This window comes from Agrobacterium bohemicum (assembly GCF_001562555.1).
GTDB classification, from domain to species: domain Bacteria; phylum Pseudomonadota; class Alphaproteobacteria; order Rhizobiales; family Rhizobiaceae; genus Agrobacterium; species Agrobacterium bohemicum.
This window is the reverse complement of record NZ_KQ961034.1, coordinates 154,865-178,400: the sequence shown is the minus strand read 5'-3', so window position 1 is coordinate 178,400 and position 23,536 is coordinate 154,865. Positions and strand designations below refer to the sequence as shown.

General features: G+C 56.5%; 20 protein-coding genes and 3 tRNA genes. 7 read left to right on the top strand and 16 right to left on the bottom strand.

Annotation, left to right across the window (positions count from 1 at the left end; translation table 11 throughout):
- Positions 1-13: 13 nt before the first annotated feature.
- From nuoF to ATO67_RS18745, 10 genes are all read right to left on the bottom strand, one after another.
- The gene (gene nuoF / locus ATO67_RS18790; RefSeq protein WP_067652768.1) at positions 14-1,318 is read right to left on the bottom strand and encodes an NADH-quinone oxidoreductase subunit NuoF; all 1,305 of its coding nucleotides are present in this window, start codon (positions 1,316-1,318) and stop codon (positions 14-16) included.
- 11 nt (positions 1,319-1,329) lie between these two features.
- Entirely contained in the window at positions 1,330-2,448 is a 1,119-nt protein-coding gene (locus ATO67_RS18785) for an NADH-quinone oxidoreductase subunit E (RefSeq protein ID WP_067652766.1), read from the bottom strand.
- A 16-nt stretch (positions 2,449-2,464) separates the two neighbouring features.
- Entirely contained in the window at positions 2,465-2,719 is a 255-nt protein-coding gene (locus ATO67_RS18780; protein WP_067652764.1) for a hypothetical protein, read from the bottom strand.
- On the bottom strand, positions 2,719-3,909 hold the full coding sequence (locus ATO67_RS18775) for an NADH-quinone oxidoreductase subunit D (RefSeq protein ID WP_067652762.1): 1,191 nt from the start codon (positions 3,907-3,909) through the stop codon (positions 2,719-2,721). Before ATO67_RS18775 ends, ATO67_RS18780 begins: the two co-directional genes overlap by 1 nt.
- Positions 3,909-4,340 (bottom strand): GFA family protein, encoded by a 432-nt coding sequence (locus tag ATO67_RS18770; protein WP_067652760.1) that lies wholly within the window; start codon positions 4,338-4,340, stop codon positions 3,909-3,911. The genes ATO67_RS18775 and ATO67_RS18770 overlap by 1 nt, the downstream gene beginning before the upstream one ends.
- The gene (locus ATO67_RS18765; protein ID WP_067652758.1) at positions 4,337-4,939 is read right to left on the bottom strand and encodes an NADH-quinone oxidoreductase subunit C; all 603 of its coding nucleotides are present in this window, start codon (positions 4,937-4,939) and stop codon (positions 4,337-4,339) included. Before ATO67_RS18765 ends, ATO67_RS18770 begins: the two co-directional genes overlap by 4 nt.
- 17 nt (positions 4,940-4,956) lie before the next feature.
- Complete coding sequence (locus ATO67_RS18760) at positions 4,957-5,541, bottom strand: NuoB/complex I 20 kDa subunit family protein (protein WP_067652756.1); 585 nt, start codon at positions 5,539-5,541, stop codon at positions 4,957-4,959.
- Positions 5,532-5,897, bottom strand: coding sequence for an NADH-quinone oxidoreductase subunit A (locus ATO67_RS18755; RefSeq protein ID WP_042619792.1), 366 nt, complete (start codon positions 5,895-5,897; stop codon positions 5,532-5,534). The genes ATO67_RS18760 and ATO67_RS18755 overlap by 10 nt, the downstream gene beginning before the upstream one ends.
- Before the next feature lie 509 nt (positions 5,898-6,406).
- Positions 6,407-6,483: transfer RNA gene (locus tag ATO67_RS18750), tRNA-Asp, on the bottom strand.
- Between the two features lie 43 nt (positions 6,484-6,526).
- Positions 6,527-6,603, bottom strand: a tRNA-Asp gene (locus tag ATO67_RS18745).
- A 527-nt stretch (positions 6,604-7,130) separates the two neighbouring features.
- On the opposite strand from ATO67_RS18745, the gene ATO67_RS18740 reads away from it, so the two are divergent.
- Positions 7,131-7,206 (top strand) — tRNA-Val (locus ATO67_RS18740).
- Between the two features lie 76 nt (positions 7,207-7,282).
- Here the strand turns inward: ATO67_RS18740 and ATO67_RS18735 are convergent.
- On the bottom strand, positions 7,283-7,489 hold the full coding sequence (locus ATO67_RS18735) for a hypothetical protein (protein WP_067652754.1): 207 nt from the start codon (positions 7,487-7,489) through the stop codon (positions 7,283-7,285).
- 96 nt (positions 7,490-7,585) lie between these two features.
- Entirely contained in the window at positions 7,586-9,190 is a 1,605-nt protein-coding gene (locus tag ATO67_RS18730) for a S8 family serine peptidase (protein ID WP_067652752.1), read from the bottom strand.
- 273 nt (positions 9,191-9,463) lie between these two features.
- Between ATO67_RS18730 and ATO67_RS18725 the strand changes: the two genes are divergently transcribed.
- From ATO67_RS18725 to ATO67_RS18710, 4 genes are all read left to right on the top strand, one after another.
- The gene (locus tag ATO67_RS18725; protein WP_158667375.1) at positions 9,464-10,960 is read left to right on the top strand and encodes a hypothetical protein; all 1,497 of its coding nucleotides are present in this window, start codon (positions 9,464-9,466) and stop codon (positions 10,958-10,960) included.
- A 148-nt stretch (positions 10,961-11,108) separates the two neighbouring features.
- Positions 11,109-12,224, top strand: coding sequence for a phosphotransferase family protein (locus ATO67_RS18720; protein WP_067652748.1), 1,116 nt, complete (start codon positions 11,109-11,111; stop codon positions 12,222-12,224).
- A 2-nt stretch (positions 12,225-12,226) separates the two neighbouring features.
- A complete protein-coding gene (locus ATO67_RS18715) occupies positions 12,227-13,276 on the top strand; it encodes a T3SS effector HopA1 family protein (protein ID WP_067652746.1) in 1,050 nt (349 codons plus the stop codon).
- Between the two features lie 14 nt (positions 13,277-13,290).
- Complete coding sequence (locus ATO67_RS18710) at positions 13,291-14,571, top strand: lanthionine synthetase LanC family protein (protein WP_067652744.1); 1,281 nt, start codon at positions 13,291-13,293, stop codon at positions 14,569-14,571.
- A 334-nt stretch (positions 14,572-14,905) separates the two neighbouring features.
- Here ATO67_RS18710 and ATO67_RS18705 read toward each other — a convergent pair whose 3' ends face one another.
- Complete coding sequence (locus tag ATO67_RS18705) at positions 14,906-15,757, bottom strand: NAD-dependent epimerase/dehydratase family protein (protein WP_425352234.1); 852 nt, start codon at positions 15,755-15,757, stop codon at positions 14,906-14,908.
- A 240-nt stretch (positions 15,758-15,997) separates the two neighbouring features.
- Between ATO67_RS18705 and kdgD the strand changes: the two genes are divergently transcribed.
- Together kdgD and ATO67_RS18695 are read left to right on the top strand one after the other, a co-directional pair.
- Positions 15,998-16,903 carry a 5-dehydro-4-deoxyglucarate dehydratase gene (kdgD, locus tag ATO67_RS18700; RefSeq protein WP_067652836.1) on the top strand — a complete coding sequence of 302 codons (906 nt, stop codon included), beginning with the start codon at positions 15,998-16,000 and terminating at the stop codon, positions 16,901-16,903.
- On the top strand, positions 16,900-18,036 hold the full coding sequence (locus ATO67_RS18695) for a mandelate racemase/muconate lactonizing enzyme family protein (protein WP_067652740.1): 1,137 nt from the start codon (positions 16,900-16,902) through the stop codon (positions 18,034-18,036). The genes kdgD and ATO67_RS18695 overlap by 4 nt, the downstream gene beginning before the upstream one ends.
- A 125-nt stretch (positions 18,037-18,161) precedes the next feature.
- Here the strand turns inward: ATO67_RS18695 and ATO67_RS18690 are convergent, their stop codons facing one another.
- From ATO67_RS18690 to lon, 3 genes are all read right to left on the bottom strand, one after another.
- Positions 18,162-20,360, bottom strand: coding sequence for an esterase-like activity of phytase family protein (locus ATO67_RS18690; RefSeq protein ID WP_067652738.1), 2,199 nt, complete (start codon positions 20,358-20,360; stop codon positions 18,162-18,164).
- 223 nt (positions 20,361-20,583) lie between these two features.
- Complete coding sequence (gene hupB / locus ATO67_RS18685) at positions 20,584-20,877, bottom strand: DNA-binding protein HupB (RefSeq protein ID WP_448726493.1); 294 nt, start codon at positions 20,875-20,877, stop codon at positions 20,584-20,586.
- A 183-nt stretch (positions 20,878-21,060) separates the two neighbouring features.
- A complete protein-coding gene (lon, locus tag ATO67_RS18680) occupies positions 21,061-23,478 on the bottom strand; it encodes an endopeptidase La (RefSeq protein WP_067652733.1) in 2,418 nt (805 codons plus the stop codon).
- Positions 23,479-23,536 lie beyond the last annotated feature (58 nt).

Here is a 23,536-nt window from a genome sequence, read left to right as displayed (position 1 = left end):
ACTTTGGCCGGTGTTACTCGGCGGCCTCAAGCACAGCGCCATCATCCATGGCTCTGTAGGTATATTCGTCGATCCGCTTTTCGATTTCCGGACGGAAATTGCGGATCAGCGCCTGAACAGGCCATGCAGCGGCATCTCCCAGCGCGCAGATGGTATGACCTTCAATCTGCTTCGTCACTTCGAACAGCATATCGATTTCGCGCTTCTGCGCGTTGCCCTTTACCATGCGTTCCAGCACGCGCCACATCCAGCCCGTGCCTTCGCGGCATGGCGTGCACTGGCCGCAGCTCTCATGCTTGAAGAAGGCCGCGATACGGGCAATAGCCTTGATGACGTCGGTGGACTTGTCCATGACGATCATGCCGCCGGTCCCGAACGAAGACTTCACTTCGCGCATACCATCGAAATCCATGATGGCGTCCTTCATGTCCTCACCGCGAACGATGGGGCACGACGCGCCGCCTGGAATGACGCCGAGCAGATTATCCCAGCCGCCACGAATGCCGCCACAGTGGCGCTCGATCAGTTCCTTGAACGACAGACCCAGCGCGTCTTCGAATGTACACGGGCGCTCGACATGGCCCGAGACCATGAACAGCTTGGTGCCGACATTGTTTGGGCGACCGATGGAGGAGAACCACGATGCACCGCGACGCAGGATGGTCGGCGCCACGGCAATGGACTCGACATTGTTAACGGTCGTCGGGCAGCCATAGAGGCCCATATTGGCCGGGAACGGAGGCTTGAGGCGCGGTTGGCCCTTCTTGCCTTCGAGGCTTTCGAGAAGCGCTGTTTCCTCGCCGCAGATATAAGCACCTGCGCCGTGGTGAACGTAGATATCGAAATCCCAGCCGTTCTTGTTGTTCTTGCCCAGCAGACCGGCGTCATAGCATTCGTCGATCGCGGCCTGAAGCGCTTCGCGTTCGCGCATATATTCACCGCGAACGTAAATATAAGCCGTGTGCGCGCTCATGGCGAAACCGGCGATTACGCAGCCTTCGATCAGCGTGTGCGGATCGTGGCGCAGGATTTCGCGGTCCTTGCAGGTACCGGGCTCTGATTCGTCGGCATTGACGACGAGGTAATGCGGACGGCCATCGCTTTCCTTCGGCATGAAGGACCATTTGAGGCCTGTCGGAAAGCCTGCACCACCACGACCACGAAGGCCGGATGCCTTCATTTCGTTGATGATCCAGTCACGACCCTTTTCGATGATCTGCTTTGTGCCATCCCAATGACCGCGCGCCAACACGCCCTTCAGAGACGTGTCTTTGAGGCCGTAGAGATTGGTAAAGATGCGATCCTGATCTTTTAACATGCTTGACCTCTTTACCGCGGCTTCTTGCCGAAGACCCTGATGTATTCCGCTTCGCCACCCTTGGCGAGCGCCTCGGCCTGACGTACCCAATCATCGCGATCGATACGACCCTTGAAATTCAGATAACCATCGACCCACTCGCGCTCCTCGGCGGACCAGCCAGCAACCTGCATGTAGGTGAAGATGCCGAGCTCGTTGAGCGTCGCTTCGATTTTCGGGCCAACGCCAGAAATTAGCTTCAGATCATCGGCCTTTGCGGGGCGCTCGATCTTGGCAGGACGGTTCTTGTCTTCCAGCGATGGCTTGGGCGAGGTTTTCGTCTCGCCAGACCCTTCTTTTGCAGCATCCTTGGCGTTGCTTTCGGACGCCTTGGGATCGGTGACCGGTGTCTTCAGCTTCGCGTCGGACTCAGCTGCCGTCGTCTTCGGCTTTGCAGCTTCTGATGGCGCAGGTGCCGCTGCTGGAGCCGCCGCGGCAGGCGCTTCGGCTGGCTTGTCGAGATTGGAGCGATCCGGCTTTGTCTCTTCCGTCAACGTCGTGAGGGGACCGATCGGGGCTGACAAATGACGGTCGATCTGCGGGCCCGGCTTGACGGTGTCACCCTTCCCCGCCTCGAACGTGTCGATGATTTCTTCCAGACGCTCTGGCGTCAAATCCTCATAGGCATCCTTGAAGATGATGACCATCGGCGCGTTGACGCAGGCACCCTGACATTCCACCTCTTCCCATGACAGCGTACCGCTCTCGTTGGGTGTCAACGGGTCATGGTGGATCTTGTGGCGACAGACTTCCATCAGCGCTTCGGAACCGCGCAACATGCAGGGCGTGGTACCACAGACCTGAATATGTGCCTTGGTGCCAACTGGCTTCAGCTGGAACTGCGTATAGAAGGTCGCAACTTCGAGCACGCGGATATAGGCCATATCCAGCATGTCGGCGATCTTCTCGATACAGGCGCGGGTGACCCAGCCGTCCTGCTCCTGCGCGCGCATCAACAGCGGAATGACCGCAGATTGCTGACGCCCTTCAGGATACTTCTGGATCGTTTTTTCCGCCCATGCGGTATTGTCCGCGTTAAACGCGAAACCCGTGGGCTGAACCTGATCTTCGGCTAGTCGACGAACGGACATACTTCCTCACGCCCCATCAGTTTAACGACTCGCACCGCGATTTCGTCACCGTGACGAATTCGCAGGCATAGGCCGTTTTGTCTTTTTGCATGAACACAATGAATTTTCCGCCATTGGGAAGCGAGGATTTTATCTCGTATCCCTGTGACAGAAGTTGCTTGACAGATGATGAACCGCCGCTTGCCTGCAACGATACACCCTCATCCGCCGTCTGGGCGAATACGGGTGCCGTCGCGGCAATAAAAGCCGATATGGCCAGCGGCAATCGCATTAGCGGTCAACCTCCCCGAACACGATGTCCAGAGAGCCGAGAACAGCCGTCACGTCGGCAAGCTGATGGCCTTTGCAAAGGTAATCCATGGCCGCCAGATGCGCAAAACCAGGAGCGCGAATCTTGCAGCGGTAAGGCTTGTTCGAACCATCAGCGACCACGTAGACGCCAAACTCGCCCTTCGGAGCTTCGACGGCTGCGTAAACTTCACCAGCCGGTACGTGATACCCTTCGGTGTAGAGCTTGAAGTGGTGAATCAAGGCTTCCATCGAACGCTTCATCTCGCCACGCTTCGGCGGAACGACCTTGCCATCGAGCGACGAAACGGCGCCGATGCGGTGCTTGCCCTGCAAGAGCTCCACGCACTGCTTCATGATCTTGATCGATTCACGCATTTCCTGCATGCGGATCAGATAACGGTCGTAGCAGTCGCCATTCTTGCCAACGGGAATATCGAATTCGAGATCGGAATAGCACTCGTAAGGCTGCGCACGGCGCAAGTCCCACGCAGCACCCGAACCGCGAACCATCACGCCGGTAAAGCCCCAGGCGAACGCATCTTCCAACGAGACGACGCCGATATCGACGTTGCGCTGCTTGTAGATGCGGTTGTCGGTCAAGAGGCCTTCAACGTTGTCGAGGAAGGTGATGAACGGATCGCACCACTTGCCGATATCATCAACCAGCTCCGGTGGCAGGTCCTGATGGACACCACCCGGGCGGAAATAGGCAGCGTGCAGACGGGCACCAGAAGCGCGCTCGTAAAATACCATTAGCTTTTCACGCTCTTCGAAGCCCCAGACCGGCGGCGTCATAGCGCCAACGTCCATGGCCTGCGTCGTGACGTTCATGATGTGCGACAGGATACGGCCGATTTCCGAGAAAAGAACGCGGATCAACTGACCACGCATCGGAATCTCAAGACCCAGCAGCTTTTCCACGGCCAGCGAGAACGCATGCTCCTGGTTCATCGGCGCAACGTAATCGAGGCGGTCAAAGTATGGCAGAGCCTGAAGATAGGTCTTCGTCTCGATCAGCTTCTCGGTGCCGCGGTGCAACAGGCCGATATGCGGATCGACGCGCTCCACGACTTCGCCGTCGAGTTCAAGGACGAGACGCAAAACGCCGTGCGCAGACGGATGTTCCGGGCCAAAGTTGATCGTAAAATTGCGAACATTATGTTCAGTCATCAGTGCTGCTCCGCCGACGTGATCATGGCGATGAATTCGGGGCCGGTCATGTTTTTCGTGTCCTCGGCGAACGAATAATTTGTCGGCTTTTCGTCGATGAAGATTTGCGATGCGAAACGGAAGCTAGATGGGTTTTCAAACGACTGGACGGATACGGCGTGATGCGCGCCGTCCTTTGAGCGCCACATCACCGTACTACCGCAAACCGTACAAAAGCAACGCTCGCCCCATTCTGAAGACGAATAAACGCCGAGATGTGTATCATTCTCTACTGCAACGCTTTGGCATTCGACGGCAAGAAACACACCGCCGGACCAGCGACGGCACATGGAGCAATGGCAAATGCCGACTTCACGGGCACCAAACGTCGCTTCGAAGCGAACGGCACCGCAAAGACATTGCCCCTGCTCTGTGGCGGTAGCTTCACTCATGGCTTGGCCTTTTCATCGCCCGGAAGAACATAGTCTGTTCCTTCCCAAGGGGAGAGAAAGTCGAAATTGCGGAATTCCTGTTTCAGTTCGACCGGCTCGTAAAGAACCCGCTTGAGCACGTCATCATAGCGCACTTCCACAAAGCCCGTGACCGGGAAATCCTTGCGCAGTGGATGACCCTCAAAGCCGTAGTCCGTCAGAATGCGACGCAGGTCGGAATGGCCTTCGAATGGAATGCCATACATATCCCAGGCTTCGCGCTCGAACCATTCCGCGCCGACAAAAACGGACGTCGCGGATGGTACTGCTTCGTCCTCGGCTGCCTGAAGCTTGATGCGGACACGCAGGTTCTGGCGCGGCGACAACAGGTGATAAACGACATCGAACCGCTTCTCACGGCTCGGCCAGTCCACACCACAGATATCGATGATATTGACGAAACCACACTGGACGTCATCGCGCAGGAACGTCAAAAGCGCGATGATGTTTTCAGGCGTCGTGTTCAGCGTCAGTTCGCCATAGGCAATGACGGACGATTCCAGAAGGGAACCGCGCACTTCATTCACATAGGCCGAGAGATCGTTGAGAGCTTCGCTCATTTATAAGTCCTCTGCCCTTAACGCTCGATCGTGCCGGTACGCCGGATTTTCTTCTGCAGCAAAAGCACGCCGTAAAGCAGTGCTTCCGCCGTGGGGGGACAGCCCGGCACGTAGATATCGACGGGAACCACACGGTCGCAACCGCGAACAACGGCGTAGGAATAGTGGTAATAACCGCCGCCATTGGCGCAGGAACCCATCGAGATGACATAACGCGGCTCCGGCATCTGGTCATAGACCTTGCGAAGCGCAGGCGCCATCTTGTTGGTGAGCGTACCCGCAACGATCATGACGTCCGATTGGCGCGGTGAAGCGCGCGGCGCAACGCCGAAACGTTCCATGTCGTAACGCGGGCCGGAGGCCTGCATCAGACCTTCGACGGCGCAGCAGGCAAGACCGAACTGCATCCACATCAAAGAGCCCGTGCGCGCCCAGGTGATCAGGTCATCGGTCGTCGTGACCAGAAAGCCCTTATCCGCGAGTTCGTCGTTGATCTCGGTAAAATAGGCGTCATCGCTGCCAACCGGCTTGCCGGTGGACGGATCGACGATGCCCTTGGGCTTCGGTGCGACCAGCGTCGTGTCGTTATGAACTACGCCCATTCCAGTGCCCCCTTCTTCCATTCGTAGATAAAGCCGATGGTGAGAACGCCGAGGAACACCATCATCGACCAGAAGCCGAACCAGCCTATTTCACCGAAGGACACAGCCCATGGGAAAAGGAACGCGACTTCGAGATCGAAGATGATGAACAGAATCGACACCAGATAGAAGCGAATGTCGAACTTCATGCGCGCGTCGTCGAACGCATTGAAGCCGCACTCGAAGGCGGACAGCTTTTCAGGGTCGGGATTCTTGTAGGCAACGGCAAAAGGCGCAATCAACAGCGCCAGACCGATGACAAGCGCGATACCAATGAAGATTGCGATCGGAATGTAGGAACTGAGGAGTTCAGTCATTGTCTCTTCCTTACTCGACCGAGCGTCGAGCATACCCCTTTGGAAACGAGAATCCGCAGGGTCGAAAATTATGTTGCAACGCCGCAGTGGTTATCCCAGCCAAGCGCGCTCTGCAAGAGATTAAGTGTCATTTCGATCCAAACGTGACTTGGAGCAGCCACTATTATATGCACACAACTTCGCAAACACCAGGATTCATCACACTAAGTCATTAAAAAATATAAGCAATCAGACCGGATCAGCCGCTACCAAATTGTCGCATATTTTCGCGCTTCAAAACGGCTTGAAGCCGACCAAAACGACTCGAAAAACATGACTCAAACACGCAAGAAATCAACCGGCTGAAACGATGCCAAAGAGGTGCTTGGCAGCCATAGTTTACTGCAGAGCGCGGCGACAAGTCGCGCAGAAAACACGACATATTGACTTGTGAAAACTAGACTTTGGGGATTTTTACGCAATGAGCGCGATTTGAAAGGAGAACATTTGCTTCTGCAATGAGAAGAAAATGGCGCGAGTGACGGGGCTCGAACCCGCGACCTCCGGCGTGACAGGCCGGCACTCTAACCAACTGAGCTACACCCGCGCATTATTTCGGATCATGCGATCCGTCGTTTTCGAGGAAGGAATGGCGCGAGTGACGGGGCTCGAACCCGCGACCTCCGGCGTGACAGGCCGGCACTCTAACCAACTGAGCTACACCCGCACATTCCTACTAAAGACTGGCCTAGACCCGCCTTACGAACTCGCCTCGGCTGTTCGTTGAGCGGCTAACTAAGACGTTCGTGTTGGGGTGTCAAGCAGCTTTCACGACAAAAGAATAAGCTTGAGCATTTTGGTTTCGCAAAGACGCAAGAAGCGCCGGTTTCCCGGCACTTTCTTATTTGGACTTTTTTCTGCTCGGTGAAGCTGGAATTTATCCACAGCGCTTGCGACGAAAAGAAAACACGAATTTACGCTAAATGTCAGAACGATAGAGCGAGAGATTTACAGAATCGGCTTCGCATTGGTCTGCAATCGAGCGGTGCGATCTCATAAAAGGGCACTCTGTCACAGCGAACCTGCCCTCCCCGGCTGTCGCCTGTGGAAAAGACCAATCGCCACAAATTAAAACCGCCAGCACTGACAAAAAACGAAAAAAACAAAAAAACTTCACAAAAGCTCTTGCGGTTTTTTTCCGATACCAATACATCACGGCCACCGACGCGGCGGACATGTTCCGCAGGACGCGAAGGGCGATTAGCTCAGTTGGTAGAGCGCCTCGTTTACACCGAGGATGTCGGCGGTTCGAGTCCGTCATCGCCCACCATTCCTACAAAATCCCATAAAACAGCACTGCACTCCCGGATGTGGCAATAAAAATTATTGCAGCTTGCTTTTATCCGTCACAAATAGCGAGGCAGTTCCTCTTCCACGATGACATCATCGCCCAGTTTAGCGATGGCTTCGAGGGTGCCTTTGATTCTGGCGTGACGGCCGGTGGCGGAGATGAGGGTTAGGCCAGGTATACGCGACAGGGTTTTCTGCCAGTCCTGCGGCTGGCGGGCATTGTGGCGGAATGTAGCGGTGTAGGTTTTTTCCGGTTCAGTCATGTGGTTCTCCCATACGCACTTCAGTATGACATGAACCGGCTCATTCGACTCGTTATAAATCGAATGAGCCGTTGCGTTCGTTGGGGTCGGCACCCCTCACACGGCGCGGCTGAGACCATCTCCCTGATAGGACTGCGCAAGGCCTATGGAGAGGGCCGCACCTTCCAGCTTTGCTCTTGCGTATTTGGCACGCGCAGATGTTCGTTGCAGACTTTTATAGATGGTATCACGCGACAACATCACGGCGAGAGCGCCGGTGGTAACCGGGGTTGCCATCGATGTACCCGACATATCGGCATAAGGAGCAGGCTCGCCCTCATCTGCCGGAATGGTGGAAATAACGGCCGATCCCGCCGCCGTGACCGCGACCTGTTTTCCAAAGTTAGAATAGGTCGGCAGGAAAAGCCCTCCGCTGCCGTAGCGGTCTGTCGATTGCGGTCGGGTGAAGTTGGCGAGATTGCTGACAGGATAGGTTCCGGGCCTGGTGACCGCCGAAACCGCGACAGACAGCGGATAGCTTGCCGGTGCCAGCACGGGTTGGCCGAAATTGTTGCCCGCAGCGCAGATACATAGCGAACCTCGGCTGTAGGCCGAGAGTACGGCATCATATTCGATTGCCGACGGGTCGCCGCCGAGACTGAGATTGATAAGATCCACCTCATGGGCATTGGCCATGGCATCGATTGCAGCTGCGATATCACCCTGGTTGGCACCTCGGCCCGGCGCAAACACACGCGCGGTGAAAACATCCGCACCAGGTGCGAGCCCGGCGAAATCCCTGCCATCGACTGGCGGGCGGGCTGCGATGAGGCCTGACACGTGCGTACCGTGCCACAGAATGTCGGCTGTCGCCTGTGGGCCGGACTGAAAGCCGCCATCGACAAAGGCACCGGCAGCAACGACATGGCTGAGATAAGGGTGCGGCCCCAATCCCGAATCAATAACGCCGACACGAATGCCCGCCCCCGCAAGCGGATCAAACACGCTGATACCGGCAAGCTGATGCCACCAGCCTAAAGGTCCTGATGTCGGAAGACTGTCGAGATCGATACCCCCGCCCGATGAGGGGTGAACAAGCATGCCCGACCAAGCGCTTCCATGTGGTGAAATCTGCGCCGTGACGGGATACCATTGAGCCTGGTCGAACGGCAGGGTGGCAACACCCCGTGCATCGGTCGTCGCACTCGCGCTACTACCAGCCGGTTGGCCCGGCTGCGGCGACAGCGGGATGAGGCTGAGTTCCACCAGAGTGTTGGCGAGCGGCGATCCAGCCGAGGTTATCGTGAGGGTAAAGACTGGCTGGCTCGTCGTCGCCGTACTGGCTGCATTCATCGCGGTGCAGATGGTTTCAGCCGGAGGACTGCCCCAAGGCGCCAGCCGCAGAGACGCCGGCCAACGCAAGGCCTCCCGCTCTACAATCGTGTCAGGAGAAAGATCGCGCGTTTTCGCCAGCAACTCCTCTTCATCCGCGTGAATGACGAGGACACGCCGAACGTCATCTCGCTCCATTCCATTGTCGCTGACGATATCCATCGCGCCACCCAGGGAGCGCAGTAAGCGCTCACTGAAATTGCCCTTTGCGGAGCGTCGCGCGCGGCCATCACGATAAGGGGCCATGCGATGCGAAATGATGAAGCGGCTTGAAGGCTGGCCTGGGCCACCAGAGTTCTCATCAGGATTTGCGGTTGTATCTGAGGTCATGGCTCTTTTCCTTGACGCAGTTGAGTGACTTAAAAGCCCGGATTTACGGCCAATTCAACAGATTGCTCATGCACGTAATCCGAATATGAATTTACTTTTAACCCGTTATGCATGTATTTTTTAATTGCACAACTTTAAAAAGTACAATAGGAATTTTCTCGTCAAAGGCGAGTTAGCCTTAGCTCAAGCAATTACCGGTGGTTGCTCGTAACTGGCCGTACTCTCCAGACAAGTCACAAAGCTCCCTTCAACTATGAATTCGGGAATTGATCGATGACCATCACTTCATTCTGGGGTTGCCAACCAGCCCCCCCGCAAAACACTGTAGGCCCAACGGCCTATTGGCATTGCCAGCCAACAAGCATGCTGGGTTGCCAGACAGCCGTGCAATATTGCCAGCCACCATCTGGCGCAGATCAGCAGCAAGGCACACCCGTAGGTCCAACGGCGTACTGGCATTGCGCCACACTCACTGTCATGCCGCCAGAGACGGCTGACCAGCAGCAGCAACAGAATGTGACGCTGACGCCAATTTGCCAGATCACCAACATCACCCCGGTTTGCTCGACAGGCATTCCAATTGTCTGCAATGGTGCGGCAGCAGCACCGCAGGGGCAGGCTCCTCAGCAGCAGCAGAACCTGACGCTGACGCCAGTTTGCCAGATCACAAACATCACGCCGATTTGCTCTACGGGCATTCCAATTGTCTGCAATGGTGCGGCAGCAGCACCGCAGGCGCAGGCACATCAGCAGCAGCAGAACCTGACGCTGACGCCAGTTTGCCAGATCACAAACATCACGCCGATTTGCTCGACGGGCATTCCAATCGTCTGCAACGGCGCGGCAGCGGCTCCGCAGGCGCAGGCTCCTCAGCAGCAGCAGAACCTGACGCTGACGCCAGTTTGCCAGATCACCAACATCACGCCGATTTGCTCGACAGGCATTCCAATCGTCTGCAATGGTGCGGCAGCAGCACCGCAGGCGCAGGCACATCAGCAGCAGCAGAACCTGACGCTGACGCCAGTTTGCCAGATCACAAACATCACGCCGATTTGCTCGACGGGCATTCCAATCGTCTGCAACGGCGCGGCAGCGGCTCCGCAGGCGCAGGCTCCTCAGCAGCAGCAGAACCTGACGCTGACGCCAGTTTGCCAGATCACCAACATCACGCCGATTTGCTCGACAGGCATTCCAATCGTCTGCAATGGTGCGGCAGCAGCACCGCAGGCGCAGGCACATCAGCAGCAGCAGAACCTGACGCTGACGCCAGTTTGCCAGATCACCAACATCACGCCGATTTGCTCGACAGGCATTCCAATCGTCTGCAATGGTGCGGCAGCAGCACCGCAGGCGCAGGCACATCAGCAGCAGCAGAACCTGACGCTGACGCCAGTTTGCCAGATCACAAACATCACGCCGATTTGCTCTACGGGCATTCCAATTGTCTGCAACGGCGCGGCGGCGGCCCCACAGGCAACAGTGACGCCTCCGACCTCAATCGGATGCGGAACTTTGGCGACCATCTGCAACCCGACCCATATGCATTGCACAGGTCCGCAGCCGAATAACAATCAGCAACAGCAGAACCTGACGCTGACGCCGATTTGCCAAATCACCAACATCACCCCGGTCTGCTCCACGGGCATTCCAATCGTCTGCAATGGCGCGGCAGCGGCCCCACAGGCAACGGTGACGCCTCCGACGTCCATCGGATGCGGAACGTTCGCGACTGTCTGCAACCCGACCCATATGCATTGCACTGGGCAGTAACGGGAACGCTTAGACTTCGTCACATTTCAAAGTGATGCAAGTTCTGCTCATCGGCCGCGTGCGGCCGGTGGGCTCGTTTTGAGCCGGGATTACGGTTCGATGCCCGCATGATTTCAAGCAACGCATTTATCCGGCCTTGGGGGACACAATGTATCTGACCAGCGGCACACTCGTGCCATATCTGATTGACCGAAGCGTATTGTCCGCAGCAGACCTTCTCGCCGATGACATCACGATCTTGGAAGCCGGGCGGCGTAACCGGAATTTCAAGGTTTTCCGCAAAGACGGTTCCGGCGTCTTCGTCAAACAAATCCCCCTCATGGCCGTTGAAACCACCCAGTCGGTGCAGCGAGAGGCGACCCTTTACGCGCTGGCTGAAAAAGACGCAGCGGCAGCGGGCCTCAAGACGCTGATGCCAAGGCTTCGTCACTATGATGGAAACCGGCATCTTCTGGCAGTCGAACTGGTACCGCATTCTCAAAGTCTCACATTTTACCAGATGCAGGCCGCCAGCATCCGTGGCGCTGTGGAAGACATAGCGGCACAGTTGGGAACACTTCTGGCCACCTGCCACGCCCAGTCGCCCGACATCCTCAAAGAGCCATCGAGACAGGGTACGTTTCCGGCACAGCCGCCCTGGATTCTCAATTTTTCCGAATTCGGCGAAGCGATGATTCCGAATATGAGCGGCGGTGCGCGCGGTGTTCTGGCAACTTTACGTCAAGAACCGGAATTGAAGGCGCATCTGATGTGTCTTCAGGCCGAATGGAGACGCACATGCCTGATCCACGGCGATCTGAAGTGGGAAAATTTCCTCGTTTCGCAAAAACCAAATGGCGATGGCCGCGCCACCGTTCAGCTGATCGACTGGGAACTGGCCGACTTAGGGGACGCAGCCTGGGATGTAGCCTGCGTTCTGGCAAGTTTCATCCAACCGGTCATCGTCGGGCGCTACTCCGCGCAAGGCCAGGCGATGGGGCCTGCAACCGCTGATGAGACCGCGCGAGCGCAGGCATGCTGTAAAGCCTTCTGGCGAGCCTACACAGCAGCCTTTTCCATGACGCGGGAACAACAGGCGCTTGCAAAGGAGCGCTGCGCAAGATTTGCAGCCGCCCGCCTCGTTCTCACCGCCTACGAGATCGCCCAATCGACGCCAGAAATCTCTGCATCGGCCCTTCTCGCCATCCGCGCGGCGGCAAGCATCTTCAACGATCCACGCAGCGCTATAGACCAGTTGTTTGCCCTTGACGAGATTGGAGCGTGACCATGAACGCAACTCAACACATGCTGCCCGCGCAAACCAGCCACGATACCCTGCCCGCCCCTTTGCAATCATCACTCTTGGGCATTCTCGATGCCGTAAAGATTATTGGCTTGTCTCAATTTCAGATCGGCAACCGGCCAGTCGCGACGCTGCCGCCTATCGCAGCCACTGCAACCGCACGTCCCGTAACTGCGCTCTTGTCGGAAGCTCTGTGGCCAGCGCTTTATGATGCCGCTTATGCCCGTCCTTTCCACCTCGACCCGCCCGGCCCGCTTCCGGCACCTGTAGACCTCGATCTTCTGTCGCAGCTACGCACCCTCTTTCCCGAGGGCTCCCGATGGTCAACGCAATGGCAGGTGTACAAAACCGATTCCAACGGTTCGGTGCATGTTCGCAAGGGGGAGTGTTGCCGCCACGTGTTTCCGGGCGCCTTTACACTGGCATATCAAGGGCCAGTGCAGGCAAACTCCATGGTCTCGGTTCTCCTGCCGCTGGCGTCATCACAACTGCAGTCAGGCTTCTACCATATCACCGGCCACGCACCGCATTCGGACCATGACGACGCCGCCTTGGCACGTCTCTACCTGAACACACGGGCAGCAACCGTGGCACCTCTGATGGCGCAGATTGCCGGGCTTCTCAACAATTATGCGATGCCGTTTCGGGCCAAAACGCTTCTGGAACCTGCCGCCTATGACCGCACGGATAGCACAGTCTTTTATCTCGCACGTCGGCATCTACCCTTTGCGCTGTCGTTGCTACGGGATTTCTTCAACGATGCGGCACCGGACCTCGAACCAGACGTGCCACTCTTCTCGAAGTCACTTGTCGGCGGCATCGGGGGTGCAGACGACCCCGGTTTCGGGATGAGTTTCGGCCAGGTGCGGGCGATGCTGATGGCAGACGCAATCGTCAGCGCTTGGGCTGCAGGCACCCAGAACGCACAGACAAGGCTTGAGCATCTAAAGCACCGCTTTTGCGAATCGGGCCTTTCGCTTTCCACGCCGCATCTCAGCGCTGGCAATAATGACATCTATGCCGTGTTGGCGTGAAAGGATTTTCCAAGATGAATTCGATGACATTCCCCTCGGCACACATCACGCAGAACAAGAGCCGTTTTCTTGAGGCGGCCACCCGCATCGGCGCACAATTGTGCCGCGATGCGCTGTGGGACGATGGCCGCTGCACGTGGATGGGCTGGGCAATGACGGTGGCGGACGGCAACGCGACGGCGGCTTACCGCACAGCTTCCGTCTCGCTCTACGATGGCGTCGCCGGTATTGCGCTTTTTCTGGGACGGCTTGCAGTGCATGCGCCCTCGCCCCGCCTTATCGCCACGATCGACGGCGCAGTGCGACAGGTGCAGGCCCGGTTGCCTGATCTCGACAGCCCTCCGCAGAGAGGTTTTTACACAGGCAGCCTTGGTGCGGCCTATATGCTGTGTGAAATCGGCGGCGCGCTGGATCGGCCGCAATGGGTGGAGCAAGGGTTGGCGTTGGCCGAACATCACGCTGGCCAAGCCTTCCCCGATGAAGCGACCGACGTGATTGCAGGATGTGCCAGTGCTATCCCCGCGCTCATCCATCTCGGCAAGCGCTACGCGCGGCCAGAACTGACGAATGCAGCGATACACCATGCCGAAAAATTGCTCGTGGCCGGTGTGCTTGATACCAACGGCCTTTCGTGGCCATCTCTCATGCCCAAGCATCGCAATCTCCTGGGCTACGCACATGGTGTCTCAGGCATGGCGACGGCACTTCTGGAAGCTCACGCCGTCAGTGGCAACGAAGCGCTTTTGCACGGCGCAGAGGAAGCGTTGCGTTACGAGCGAAGCTGGTTCGACGCCTCACAGGAGGGATGGCCGGATTTTCGCATCGACACCATAACATCAGGTGCCGCGGCACTTCCGCCGACCTGCAACTGCACATGGTGCAATGGCTCGGCGGGTATCGGCCTTTCACGACTGCGCCTGATGGAGCTTCTGCCAGCCGATGAAATAGCGCGGGACGAAGTCAACATCGCGCTTCAGGATGCATCCCGCCTGCTAACGACGCCCGCGGCACCGCAGACCATGGACCTTTGCTTGTGCCACGGCCTTGCTGGCACGGCAGATTTCGTTTTATCCGCTGGTGTGCAATTGAACCGTGAAGATGTCGCGGTACATGCCGATCAGGTCGGTCACTACATCATGGACACCTATCTCGACACTGAGCTTCCGCTTCCCTGCGGTGTTCATCAGCGGGGTGAAGCGCCCGGCTTGCTCCTGGGAACAGCGGGCATCGGTTACTTCTTTCTGCGACTGATGGAGCGGGAGACGTTGCCATCGATCCTGCTGTTAAAAACATGATGGCGCCGCTCAACCAGAGTAACGCTTTCTTAACGCTAGTCCCTATTTTGCGCCCTGATGCGCTACTTCGGGACAAAACACCCACTCGGAACCCATGAATTCACCCGTTAGATTCAATATTTCTCAATAAATTATCGCGCATAATCATCACGTCGGCTTCATGATGAAGTCGCGTTTTAATGGGATGAACCATGACTGCGAACTCGATCGTCACGCTGGCGCTGATCGCGCTGCCAATCTACTTCTTTTTTCGCTGGGTACAGTACGACTCGGAGAAGCAGGACAAGCAGAAGTAGACACGTACTCCGATCCCACCCCGCCTCAAACTGTTACATCATTCATCCGCCGGATGACCGAAGGTGGTGAACCCACCGCCTTGGTAGATGTGGGCTGGATCCTTTGGATCCTCTTTGCCCGCCTGAGCAAGTATCTCGGCGCGCCACTTCGCCGAGCTATCCTGTGGTTGCCAACCCAGGAAGGCCGTATTGCCATTGTCCCACCAGCGCTCCGGATTGTCGGATGCGCCATAAACAACGGCGTGGCCAAGACGCGGGGCTTCGAACCCGCGCACGCACAGAGAGACGAAATCACCTGCGCTTAACCACGTCGCCAGCATGCGTGTGGTCTGCGGTTTTTGCGTCAGTGAGCCTATCCGCACCGACAATGTCTCCTGGCCGAATTTATCGAAATAGAAGCTCGCCATATTTTCACCGAAGCATTTCGAAACGCCGTAGAGAGAATCCGGCCGGACCGGCGATGTGCTGTCGATTTTTTCGTCTCGGCGATAAAATCCGATCGTATGATTGGAGCTGGCGAAAATGATGCGCGGCTGGCCATTGTGACGCGCCGCCTCATAAAGATTGTAGACACCTTCGATATTGCCCTTGAGAATAAGTTCGAAAGGCCTCTCCACGGAGATACCACCCAAGTGGATGATACCATCGACACCAGCCACAGCCTCGTCCACTTCAGCGCGGTTCGACAGGTCGCACTTTACGAATGTTTCGTGTGAGGCCAAATCCGCCATATCCACCATATCGGATAGTACGACGTTTTCAGCGACATCCTTCAGCAAGGGACGAATAGCCTTGCCAACGCCACCGGCAGCGCCCGTCAACAACAAGGTTTTCAGCATGTGTCCTCCATCGCCACCCCGACGCGTAAAGGACGCGTGCTGCGTGGTCATACATAAAATCATCTGTTATCTTATCTCTACGTTAGGATGACGGTGGATTTCAAGGACATACCGTGACGTTAAGCAATTCGCTGCGACTGCGATTCAGAGCTCACTCGATGAGCTACGCGCTGCGCTTCCCTCCAGAATTCATCTCTAAATTGAGCCAACTTGTATTATAAGTTCTTGACGAAGATAATATCTCGAATATTATCGCCACAACGAACAATTGGAGATACAAAATTTATGGCTATGGACCCCCAGGAACTCAAGGTTGCACTTGGTGCGGGCCTTCTTTCTTTCCCCGTCACCCCCTTCAGCACCGATGGCGAATTTAACGAAAAGCCATATCTGGATCACGTCAACTGGCTGTCAGGCTTCGACGCAAGTGTCTTGTTTGCAGCTGGTGGCACGGGCGAATTTTTCTCTTTGGCGCCTGAGGAAGTCGCGACGGTGGTCAAGGCCGCGAAGTCTGCTGCTGGCTCTGTTCCGATTGTGTCCGGTTGCGGTTACGGCACCAAGATTGCTGTGCAGATTGCCCAAAGTGCTGAAAAAGCGGGTGCGGATGGTATTCTTCTTCTGCCGCATTACCTTATGGATGCGTCCCAGGCTGGTCTTTACGCCCATATCAAAGCGGTCTGCGATTCCATATCTATTGGTGTGATGGTCTACAACCGTGACAATTCCATTCTCACGGCTGAAACGCTGCAGAAGCTGTGCGACAATTGCCCCAACCTTGTCGGCTTCAAGGATGGCTCAGGCGACATCGGTCTGGTGCGGAAAATCACCGCAACGGTTGGCGAGCGCCTGACCTACCTCGGCGGCATGCCGACAGCTGAACTGTTTGCCGATGCCTATCTGGGTGCTGGCGTGACCACCTATTCGTCTGCCGTGTTCAACTTTGTGCCGGCGCTTGCTCAGGAGTTTTACAAGGCGCTACGCGCAGGCGACAGAGCAACGACGGACCGTATTCTGATCGACTTCTTCTATCCGTTCATGGATATTCGTAACCGCCAGAAGGGTTATGCCGTTTCCGCCATCAAGGCCGGGGTGCGTCTAGTCGGGTTCGATGCTGGCCCGGTTCGTGCGCCTCTTACCGACATCACAGAAGAGGAAGTGGGCATGCTGGACGCGTTGATTGGACCTTACAAGCCATGAAAATAGAAGCGGTCCGCACTCATCTGCTCGACTACAAGCTGGCTCATGCCTTTGAAAGCGCGTCCATGCGCTTCGACAGGCGTATCCATTGCCTTGTGGAGATCATATGCGACGACGGAACCGTGGGTTGGGGCGAATGCCTCGGCCCGGCAAAGCCGAACGCGGCCGTGGTGGCAGCCTATACGCCTCACCTCCTGGGTAAAGACCCGCTCGATATCGAGATCATCTGGCATCAGCTCTACAACGTCCTCAGAGATCAGGGCCAGCGCGGACTGACGATGACAGCGCTCAGCGGTATCGACATCGCGCTTTGGGATATCAAGGGCAAGCGTTTCGGCACGTCGATATCTCGGCTGCTGGGCGGTCGCTTCCGCGAAAGCGTCAAAGCCTACGCAACCGGCTCCTTTCGCAAGGACGGTGTGGACGCGGTCTCCGACGTCGCGGCAGAAGTTGCCGGTTATGCTGGCCAAGGCTTCCATGCCGTGAAGATCAAGATCGGTTTCGATGTGGCGGAAGACATCGCTGTCATAAAAGCCGCACGCGAAGCGGTCGGCCCGGACGTGCGGATCATGATCGACGCCAACCACGGCTATGATGCGCTGGAAGCGGTAGAAGTGGGCAACACGCTGGCACCACTCGGCATCGACTGGTTCGAAGAGCCTGTGGTGCCGGAGCAATTGGAGGCCTATCAGGCTGTTCGCGCCGGTCAGCCCATTCCCGTTGCCGGCGGCGAAACCTGGCACGGGCGTTACGGCATGCGCGCCCCGCTGGAAAGCCGTGCTGTGGACATTCTCCAGCCCGATCTTGCAGGCAGCGGCGGCTTTTCCGAAACCAAACGCATCACCGACCTCGCAACGCTCTATGGCGTTCGCGTCGTTCCGCATGTCTGGGGAACCGGCGTGGCCATTGCCGCCGCCTTGCAATTCATGGCCTACCTGCCGCCAGACCCAGCCCGGCGCGCTCCGCGTCCGCCGATACTGGAGTTCGACCGCACGGAAAACCCGTATCGCCAAGCCGTGCTGACCAGCCCGCTGGATCATGTCGATGGCGTGGTTCAAATACCGGATGGACCGGGGCTCGGCATTGAGATCAATCGGGACGCGCTGGAGCAATATGCTTTGAAGGACGTCTAGTCTTCGATTAAAGAGCTCGTGATGAAAAAAGCCGGGCGTCAGTGATGACGCCCGGCTTTTGTTAGATGGCAGCTCCACGCTCCGTCACCCCGAAGTTCACTCGGCATGACGGAGAGAGAGCATAATCAGTTCGTACCCTTCAGATCGACCGGGAAGAACAGAGTCTCACCAGACGAGTCGTCAACACCGTCATTGTCGGTCACAGCAAAGGCCTTGCCGGACTTGTCGAAGGCAAAACCTTCAAGCTTGTCGACAACGTAACCGTTTGTCTGGGCCTTCAAGTCTGGCAGGAAATCGTGAACTTCGGTCTTCTTGACCAGCGGCAGCTCGCCACCGATTTTGCCTGGCTTCAGGTCCTCAATCGCGACGCTGTAAAGCTTCTTGATCTTTGCCTTGTCGCCAATCAGGTTGTCACGCTCTACAATGTAGACATTGTCGCCGTGGGCGGTGATTTCTGAAAGACCGACCCAACCATCCTTGGTCTTGTCCAGCGGGTAGTGCACGGCGCCCCACTCCTTGGACTTCAGATTGTAGGATACCAGCTTGACCATGCCTTTTTCGTTCTTGCCCCATTCGCGCTGAACGGCCATCCACAGCGTGGCGTCATCGCCCTTGCCGATCATGGTGACGCCTTCGAAGCCAAAGCGGGTTTCGCCTTCCAGCAGCTCTTTCGGAAGAGCGATTTCGGTCTTGATCTCGCCCTTGGCATTGACGTTGTAGAGCGCATGCGGGACTAGCTTTTCGCTGTTGCCCTCCGACGCGACCCAGAAGCCACCCTTACCATCCAGCGTAATGCCTTCCATATCCAGCTTCTGCGCTGGCTGACCATCACGCTTCACGCGCAGGACGCTTGTGATGAGTGCAGGCTTCTGGTTGGCGTCGATGGTGTAGATCGAAGGCTGGTTGCCATAGACCGAGTCGGAGATGGCATAGAGAATGCCTTCTTTTTCCGGATCTCCAACGAGGCCGGACAGTGCGCCCCAACCGATGGGTGCACCGTCGACAGTCGCGGACGTCAGCTGCGGGTAAGCCGCCTTCCCTTCCGAACGTTCATAGATCATGACGTGCGAGCGCGCTGCACCGTCTGCTACGAGATCAGCTTCGTTTGCCGTGACGAGGAGGTTGCGCGATGGAATGGCGACTGCTCCTTCAGGGGAAATGCCCGAAGGAAGAATCTGCATCAACTGCGGCTCGCCGCCTGTGTCCTTGTAAACACCCACAACAGAGGCGCGCTCGGCCAGAACAAAGACATACTTATCGCTGCCGAATGTCGCTACTTCCAGACCTTCAGGCTCGATGCCCTTGGCCTTGGAGCGTTTTTCAGGATAGTGGCCGATGGCCGCAACAGCATGCTCGAAGGATGAGCCTGCCTCGTAGACAAGCTTGCCGGTTTTGTCGAAAATTGTGAAGCCGCGTGAGCCGCCTTCCCAGTCGCCTTCGTTGGCGATGACAATGCGGTCATTGTCCAGCCATTTCACGGCATCCGGCTCGCGTTTGCGGGCATCCTGCTTATCGGTGAATTTTAGCTGACCATCTGTTTTGGTATCGATGCCCGTCAAATCAACCGTACCGGCGGAAAAATGGTTCGTTACCTTCCCGCTTTTACCATTGATGATGACGATATGGTTGTTTTCCTGAAGCGTCAGGGCAATCTCACCGTTGGCATTGATGGAAACGAATTCCGGCTCAGGATCTTCCGGCGCAATTTCGGCAAGCCCGGTCACGTCGATCTTCTTCAGCGTCGAGCAATCCGGTGCACCATCCTTCAGGCCGATGGTGACGAGGAAACCTGCTGGCATCTGTGGAATCGCACCGCCATTAACCTCTTCATCCCGCTCGTTTTCGATGGCAATTGCCATGAAGCTCTTGTCCGGCGAAACCGCAACGGAGTCCGGCTGTCCGCCCAATTCACAACTTGCCTCGATCTTTTTCGTGGCAATGTCCACAGTGACCAGCTTGCCGGACGGTTTCACGAAGCTTTCAGACGTGTTGACGCCCGCCAAAACTTTTCCTCCGGATACCGCAACCGAGGTTGGCTCGCCGTCCATCATCAATGCACCCAGCGCTTTCGGTGCCTTGGCATCGCTAATGTCGATGAAGCCGATGCCGCCGAGTGGGCTATCCGAATAAATCAGCGTGTTGCCGTCTTCACTGGCCGCGATAATCTCCGCAGACGTCACCGTCTTCTCTTCCTTGTCGGAAGGAAGGTTCAGGGCCACGGGAAAAGAAGCGATACGATTGAAGACCTGCTCTGCGGCGGCAGGAAAGGCTACGGAGGCGCAAAGCGCCGCAGTCAGCGCAGCACTCGAAAAACGAAATGTCATGGTGTCCCCTTCAGTGCATTGGAAAAATGCATATGAGGGCTTTTGCGACATGGACGTGACAGGCAAATGACAATGAGAACATGCTGATAAACAAAAAGCCCGGCTTGAAGCCGGGCCCTTTGCATTTCTTCGGCGTTATTTCGCAAAACTGCGCAAACAGCCGAATGTTTCCTCGTAGACCTCAAGACCGTTCGCCCGCCGCGGACAAACAGCCTTTTGAAACTTAGGAGTTAACAGCTTCCTTCAGGCCCTTGCCTGCGGAGAACTTTGGCACGTTGCGAGCCGGAATATCGACTTCTGCACCCGTGGAGGGGTTACGACCCTTGGAAGCTTCGCGACGGCTAACGGTAAAGCTGCCGAAGCCAGCGAGACGAATATCGCCACCGCTCTTCAGTTCGTTCTGTACAGTTTCGAAAACTGCGTCGACCGCAGATGCGGCATCAGCCTTCGTAAGACCAGCCTTTTCGGCAACTGCAGAAACGAGCTCATTCTTGTTCATGTTTCCACCCCTTTCAATGGTTTGAAACGACTCAAATTGGATCGGCGCAGAATACTTATCTATTCGCGCACCGCCACCCAAAAGCGCCGGAATGACCTGAAAAACAAGGGGTCTAGAGTTCTTTTCACAAAAAAGGCTGGCATTTCTGCCAGCCTTTCAACGATTTTGTGCTAATTTAGCATCACGATCAACGGTCGTTTATCAATGCGCGATTGTCTGACCGGTATCATCGACGCCTTCAACGGTTGCAATAACCGGCGTCTCAATGCTCCCATCCCATTCGATCGGCTCCGGCATACGCACCAGCGCATGTTTGAGAACTTCACCCATACGGGAGACCGGGATGATTTCCATACCGTTCTTTACGTTGTCAGGAATCTCGGCCAAGTCCTTGGCGTTCTCTTCCGGGATCAGCACCTTCTTGATGCCGCCGCGAAGAGCCGCCAACAGCTTTTCCTTCAGACCGCCGATGGGCAGAACGCGTCCGCGAAGGGTAATTTCGCCTGTCATCGCGACATTCTTATCCACCGGAATACCGGTCATGATCGAAACGATGGCGGTTGCCATGGCCACACCTGCGGAGGGACCATCCTTCGGAGTTGCACCTTCGGGAACGTGAACGTGGATGTCCGACTTGTCGAAACGAGGCGGTTCGATCCCGAAATCCACGGCGCGCGAGCGAACGTAAGACGCCGCTGCCGAAATGGATTCCTTCATCACTTCCTTCAGGTTACCGGTCACGGTCATACGACCCTTGCCCGGCATCATGACACCTTCGATTGTCAGCAATTCGCCGCCAACTTCCGTCCATGCCAGACCGGTGACGACACCAACCTGATCTTCGCCCTCGGCTTCGCCGTGACGATACCTTGGAACGCCCAGGTAATCGTTGATGTTTGCAGCGGTAACAGCAACGGACGTCGACTTACCCTTGATGATTTCGGTCACGGCCTTGCGAGCGAGTTTCATCAACTCACGCTCAAAGCTACGAACACCGGCTTCACGGGTATATTGCTGGCTGATGGCCATCAGGGCATCGTCGCTGACGGAAAACTCTTCCGGGCGCAACGCGTGTTCCTTAATTGCCTTGGGCAGCAGGTGACGCTTGGCAATTTCGCGCTTTTCGTCTTCCGTGTAACCCGCGATGCGGATCACTTCCATACGGTCCATTAACGGGCCTGGAATGTTCAGCGTGTTGGCGGTGGTGACGAACATCACGTCCGACAGGTCATATTCCACTTCGAGATAGTGGTCCATGAATGTGGAGTTCTGTTCCGGATCCAATACCTCCAGCAGAGCAGATGACGGATCGCCACGGAAATCCTGGCCCATCTTGTCGATTTCATCAAGCAGGAAGAGCGGATTGGACTTCTTGGCCTTCTTCATCGACTGAACGATCTTGCCCGGCATGGAACCGATGTAGGTCCGGCGATGGCCGCGGATTTCCGCCTCATCGCGGACGCCGCCGAGCGCCATACGCACGTATTCACGTCCCGTTGCCTTGGCGATAGACTTCGCAAGCGAGGTCTTGCCAACGCCTGGAGGACCAACGAGGCAAAGGATCGGGCCGCGAATTTTCGACGCACGGGCCTGCACAGCCAGATATTCGACAATGCGTTCCTTGACTTTGTCGAGGCCGAAATGATCCAGCTCAAGAACGGCCTCAGCGGCGTTCAGGTCTGTCTTGATCTTGGATTTCTTGCCCCATGGCAGACCAACCAGCCAATCCAGATAGTTGCGCACCACTGTCGCTTCCGCAGACATAGGGCTCATCTGGCGCAGCTTCTTCATCTCCGCGTCGGCCTTTTCCTTGGCTTCCTTGGAGAGCTTGGTCTTTGCGATGCGCTCTTCCAGTTCGGCCATCTCGTCACGGCCATCTTCGCCGTCGCCGAGTTCCTTCTGGATCGCCTTCATCTGCTCGTTGAGGTAATATTCGCGCTGGGTCTTTTCCATCTGTCGCTTGACGCGCGAGCGGATACGCTTTTCCACCTGCAGAACGGAAATCTCGCCTTCCATGAAGCCGAGAGCCTTCTCGAGACGCTGCTTCACGCTCACCGTTTCGAGCATTTCCTGCTTTTCGGTGATCTTGATGGACAGGTGCGATGCAACCGTATCGGCGAGCTTGGAATAATCATCGATTTGTCCAGCAGCGCCAACGACTTCCGGGGAAATCTTCTTGTTGAGCTTCACATAGCTTTCGAACTCAGAAACCACTGAGCGAGACAAAGCCTCGTTCTCGACCGGATCTTCTTCGGGCTCATCCAGCAACACGGCTGTGGCTTCGTAGAAATCTTCGCGATCTGTATATTCTTCGATCTTGGCGCGGCCTTTGCCTTCAACCAAAACCTTGACCGTCCCATCGGGAAGCTTCAGGAGCTGCAGAACGTTGGCAACGGTACCGACCTTGTGGATGGCGGATGTGTCTGGATCATCATCGCTGGCGTTGATCTGTGTGACCAGCATGATCTGCCTGTCAGAGCCCATGACTTCTTCCAGCGCACGGATGGACTTCTCCCGCCCGACGAACAGCGGAACGATCATGTGCGGGAAAACGACAATGTCGCGCAGAGGGAGTACGGGATATGTACCGCCAGATGCAGCAGACGTAATGTTCGTCATATCATTTCCTTTCAATGGCCTCTCTTGGGAGAGACACTTGCCGGACTATCTGTGGGAG

Bases quoted from the DNA above. Each gene is read 5' to 3' on its own strand.
- ATO67_RS18735 (WP_067652754.1), bottom strand. From the start codon at position 7,489: ATGACTGAACCGGAAAAAACCTACACCGCTACATTCCGCCACAATGCC.
- nuoF (WP_067652768.1), bottom strand. From the start codon at position 1,318: ATGTTAAAAGATCAGGATCGCATCTTTACCAATCTCTACGGCCTCAAA.
- ATO67_RS18755 (WP_042619792.1), bottom strand. From the start codon at position 5,897: ATGACTGAACTCCTCAGTTCCTACATTCCGATCGCAATCTTCATTGGT.
- ATO67_RS18760 (WP_067652756.1), bottom strand. From the start codon at position 5,541: ATGGGCGTAGTTCATAACGACACGACGCTGGTCGCACCGAAGCCCAAG.
- ATO67_RS18725 (WP_158667375.1), top strand. From the start codon at position 9,464: ATGACCATCACTTCATTCTGGGGTTGCCAACCAGCCCCCCCGCAAAAC.
- ATO67_RS18765 (WP_067652758.1), bottom strand. From the start codon at position 4,939: ATGAGCGAAGCTCTCAACGATCTCTCGGCCTATGTGAATGAAGTGCGC.
- ATO67_RS18720 (WP_067652748.1), top strand. From the start codon at position 11,109: ATGTATCTGACCAGCGGCACACTCGTGCCATATCTGATTGACCGAAGC.
- ATO67_RS18715 (WP_067652746.1), top strand. From the start codon at position 12,227: ATGAACGCAACTCAACACATGCTGCCCGCGCAAACCAGCCACGATACC.
- ATO67_RS18705 (WP_425352234.1), bottom strand. From the start codon at position 15,757: ATGACCACGCAGCACGCGTCCTTTACGCGTCGGGGTGGCGATGGAGGA.
- kdgD (WP_067652836.1), top strand. From the start codon at position 15,998: ATGGACCCCCAGGAACTCAAGGTTGCACTTGGTGCGGGCCTTCTTTCT.
- ATO67_RS18690 (WP_067652738.1), bottom strand. From the start codon at position 20,360: ATGACATTTCGTTTTTCGAGTGCTGCGCTGACTGCGGCGCTTTGCGCC.
- ATO67_RS18785 (WP_067652766.1), bottom strand. From the start codon at position 2,448: ATGTCCGTTCGTCGACTAGCCGAAGATCAGGTTCAGCCCACGGGTTTC.
- ATO67_RS18710 (WP_067652744.1), top strand. From the start codon at position 13,291: ATGAATTCGATGACATTCCCCTCGGCACACATCACGCAGAACAAGAGC.
- ATO67_RS18730 (WP_067652752.1), bottom strand. From the start codon at position 9,190: ATGACCTCAGATACAACCGCAAATCCTGATGAGAACTCTGGTGGCCCA.
- ATO67_RS18775 (WP_067652762.1), bottom strand. From the start codon at position 3,909: ATGACTGAACATAATGTTCGCAATTTTACGATCAACTTTGGCCCGGAA.
- lon (WP_067652733.1), bottom strand. From the start codon at position 23,478: ATGACGAACATTACGTCTGCTGCATCTGGCGGTACATATCCCGTACTC.
- ATO67_RS18695 (WP_067652740.1), top strand. From the start codon at position 16,900: ATGAAAATAGAAGCGGTCCGCACTCATCTGCTCGACTACAAGCTGGCT.
- ATO67_RS18770 (WP_067652760.1), bottom strand. From the start codon at position 4,340: ATGAGTGAAGCTACCGCCACAGAGCAGGGGCAATGTCTTTGCGGTGCC.
- ATO67_RS18780 (WP_067652764.1), bottom strand. From the start codon at position 2,719: ATGCGATTGCCGCTGGCCATATCGGCTTTTATTGCCGCGACGGCACCC.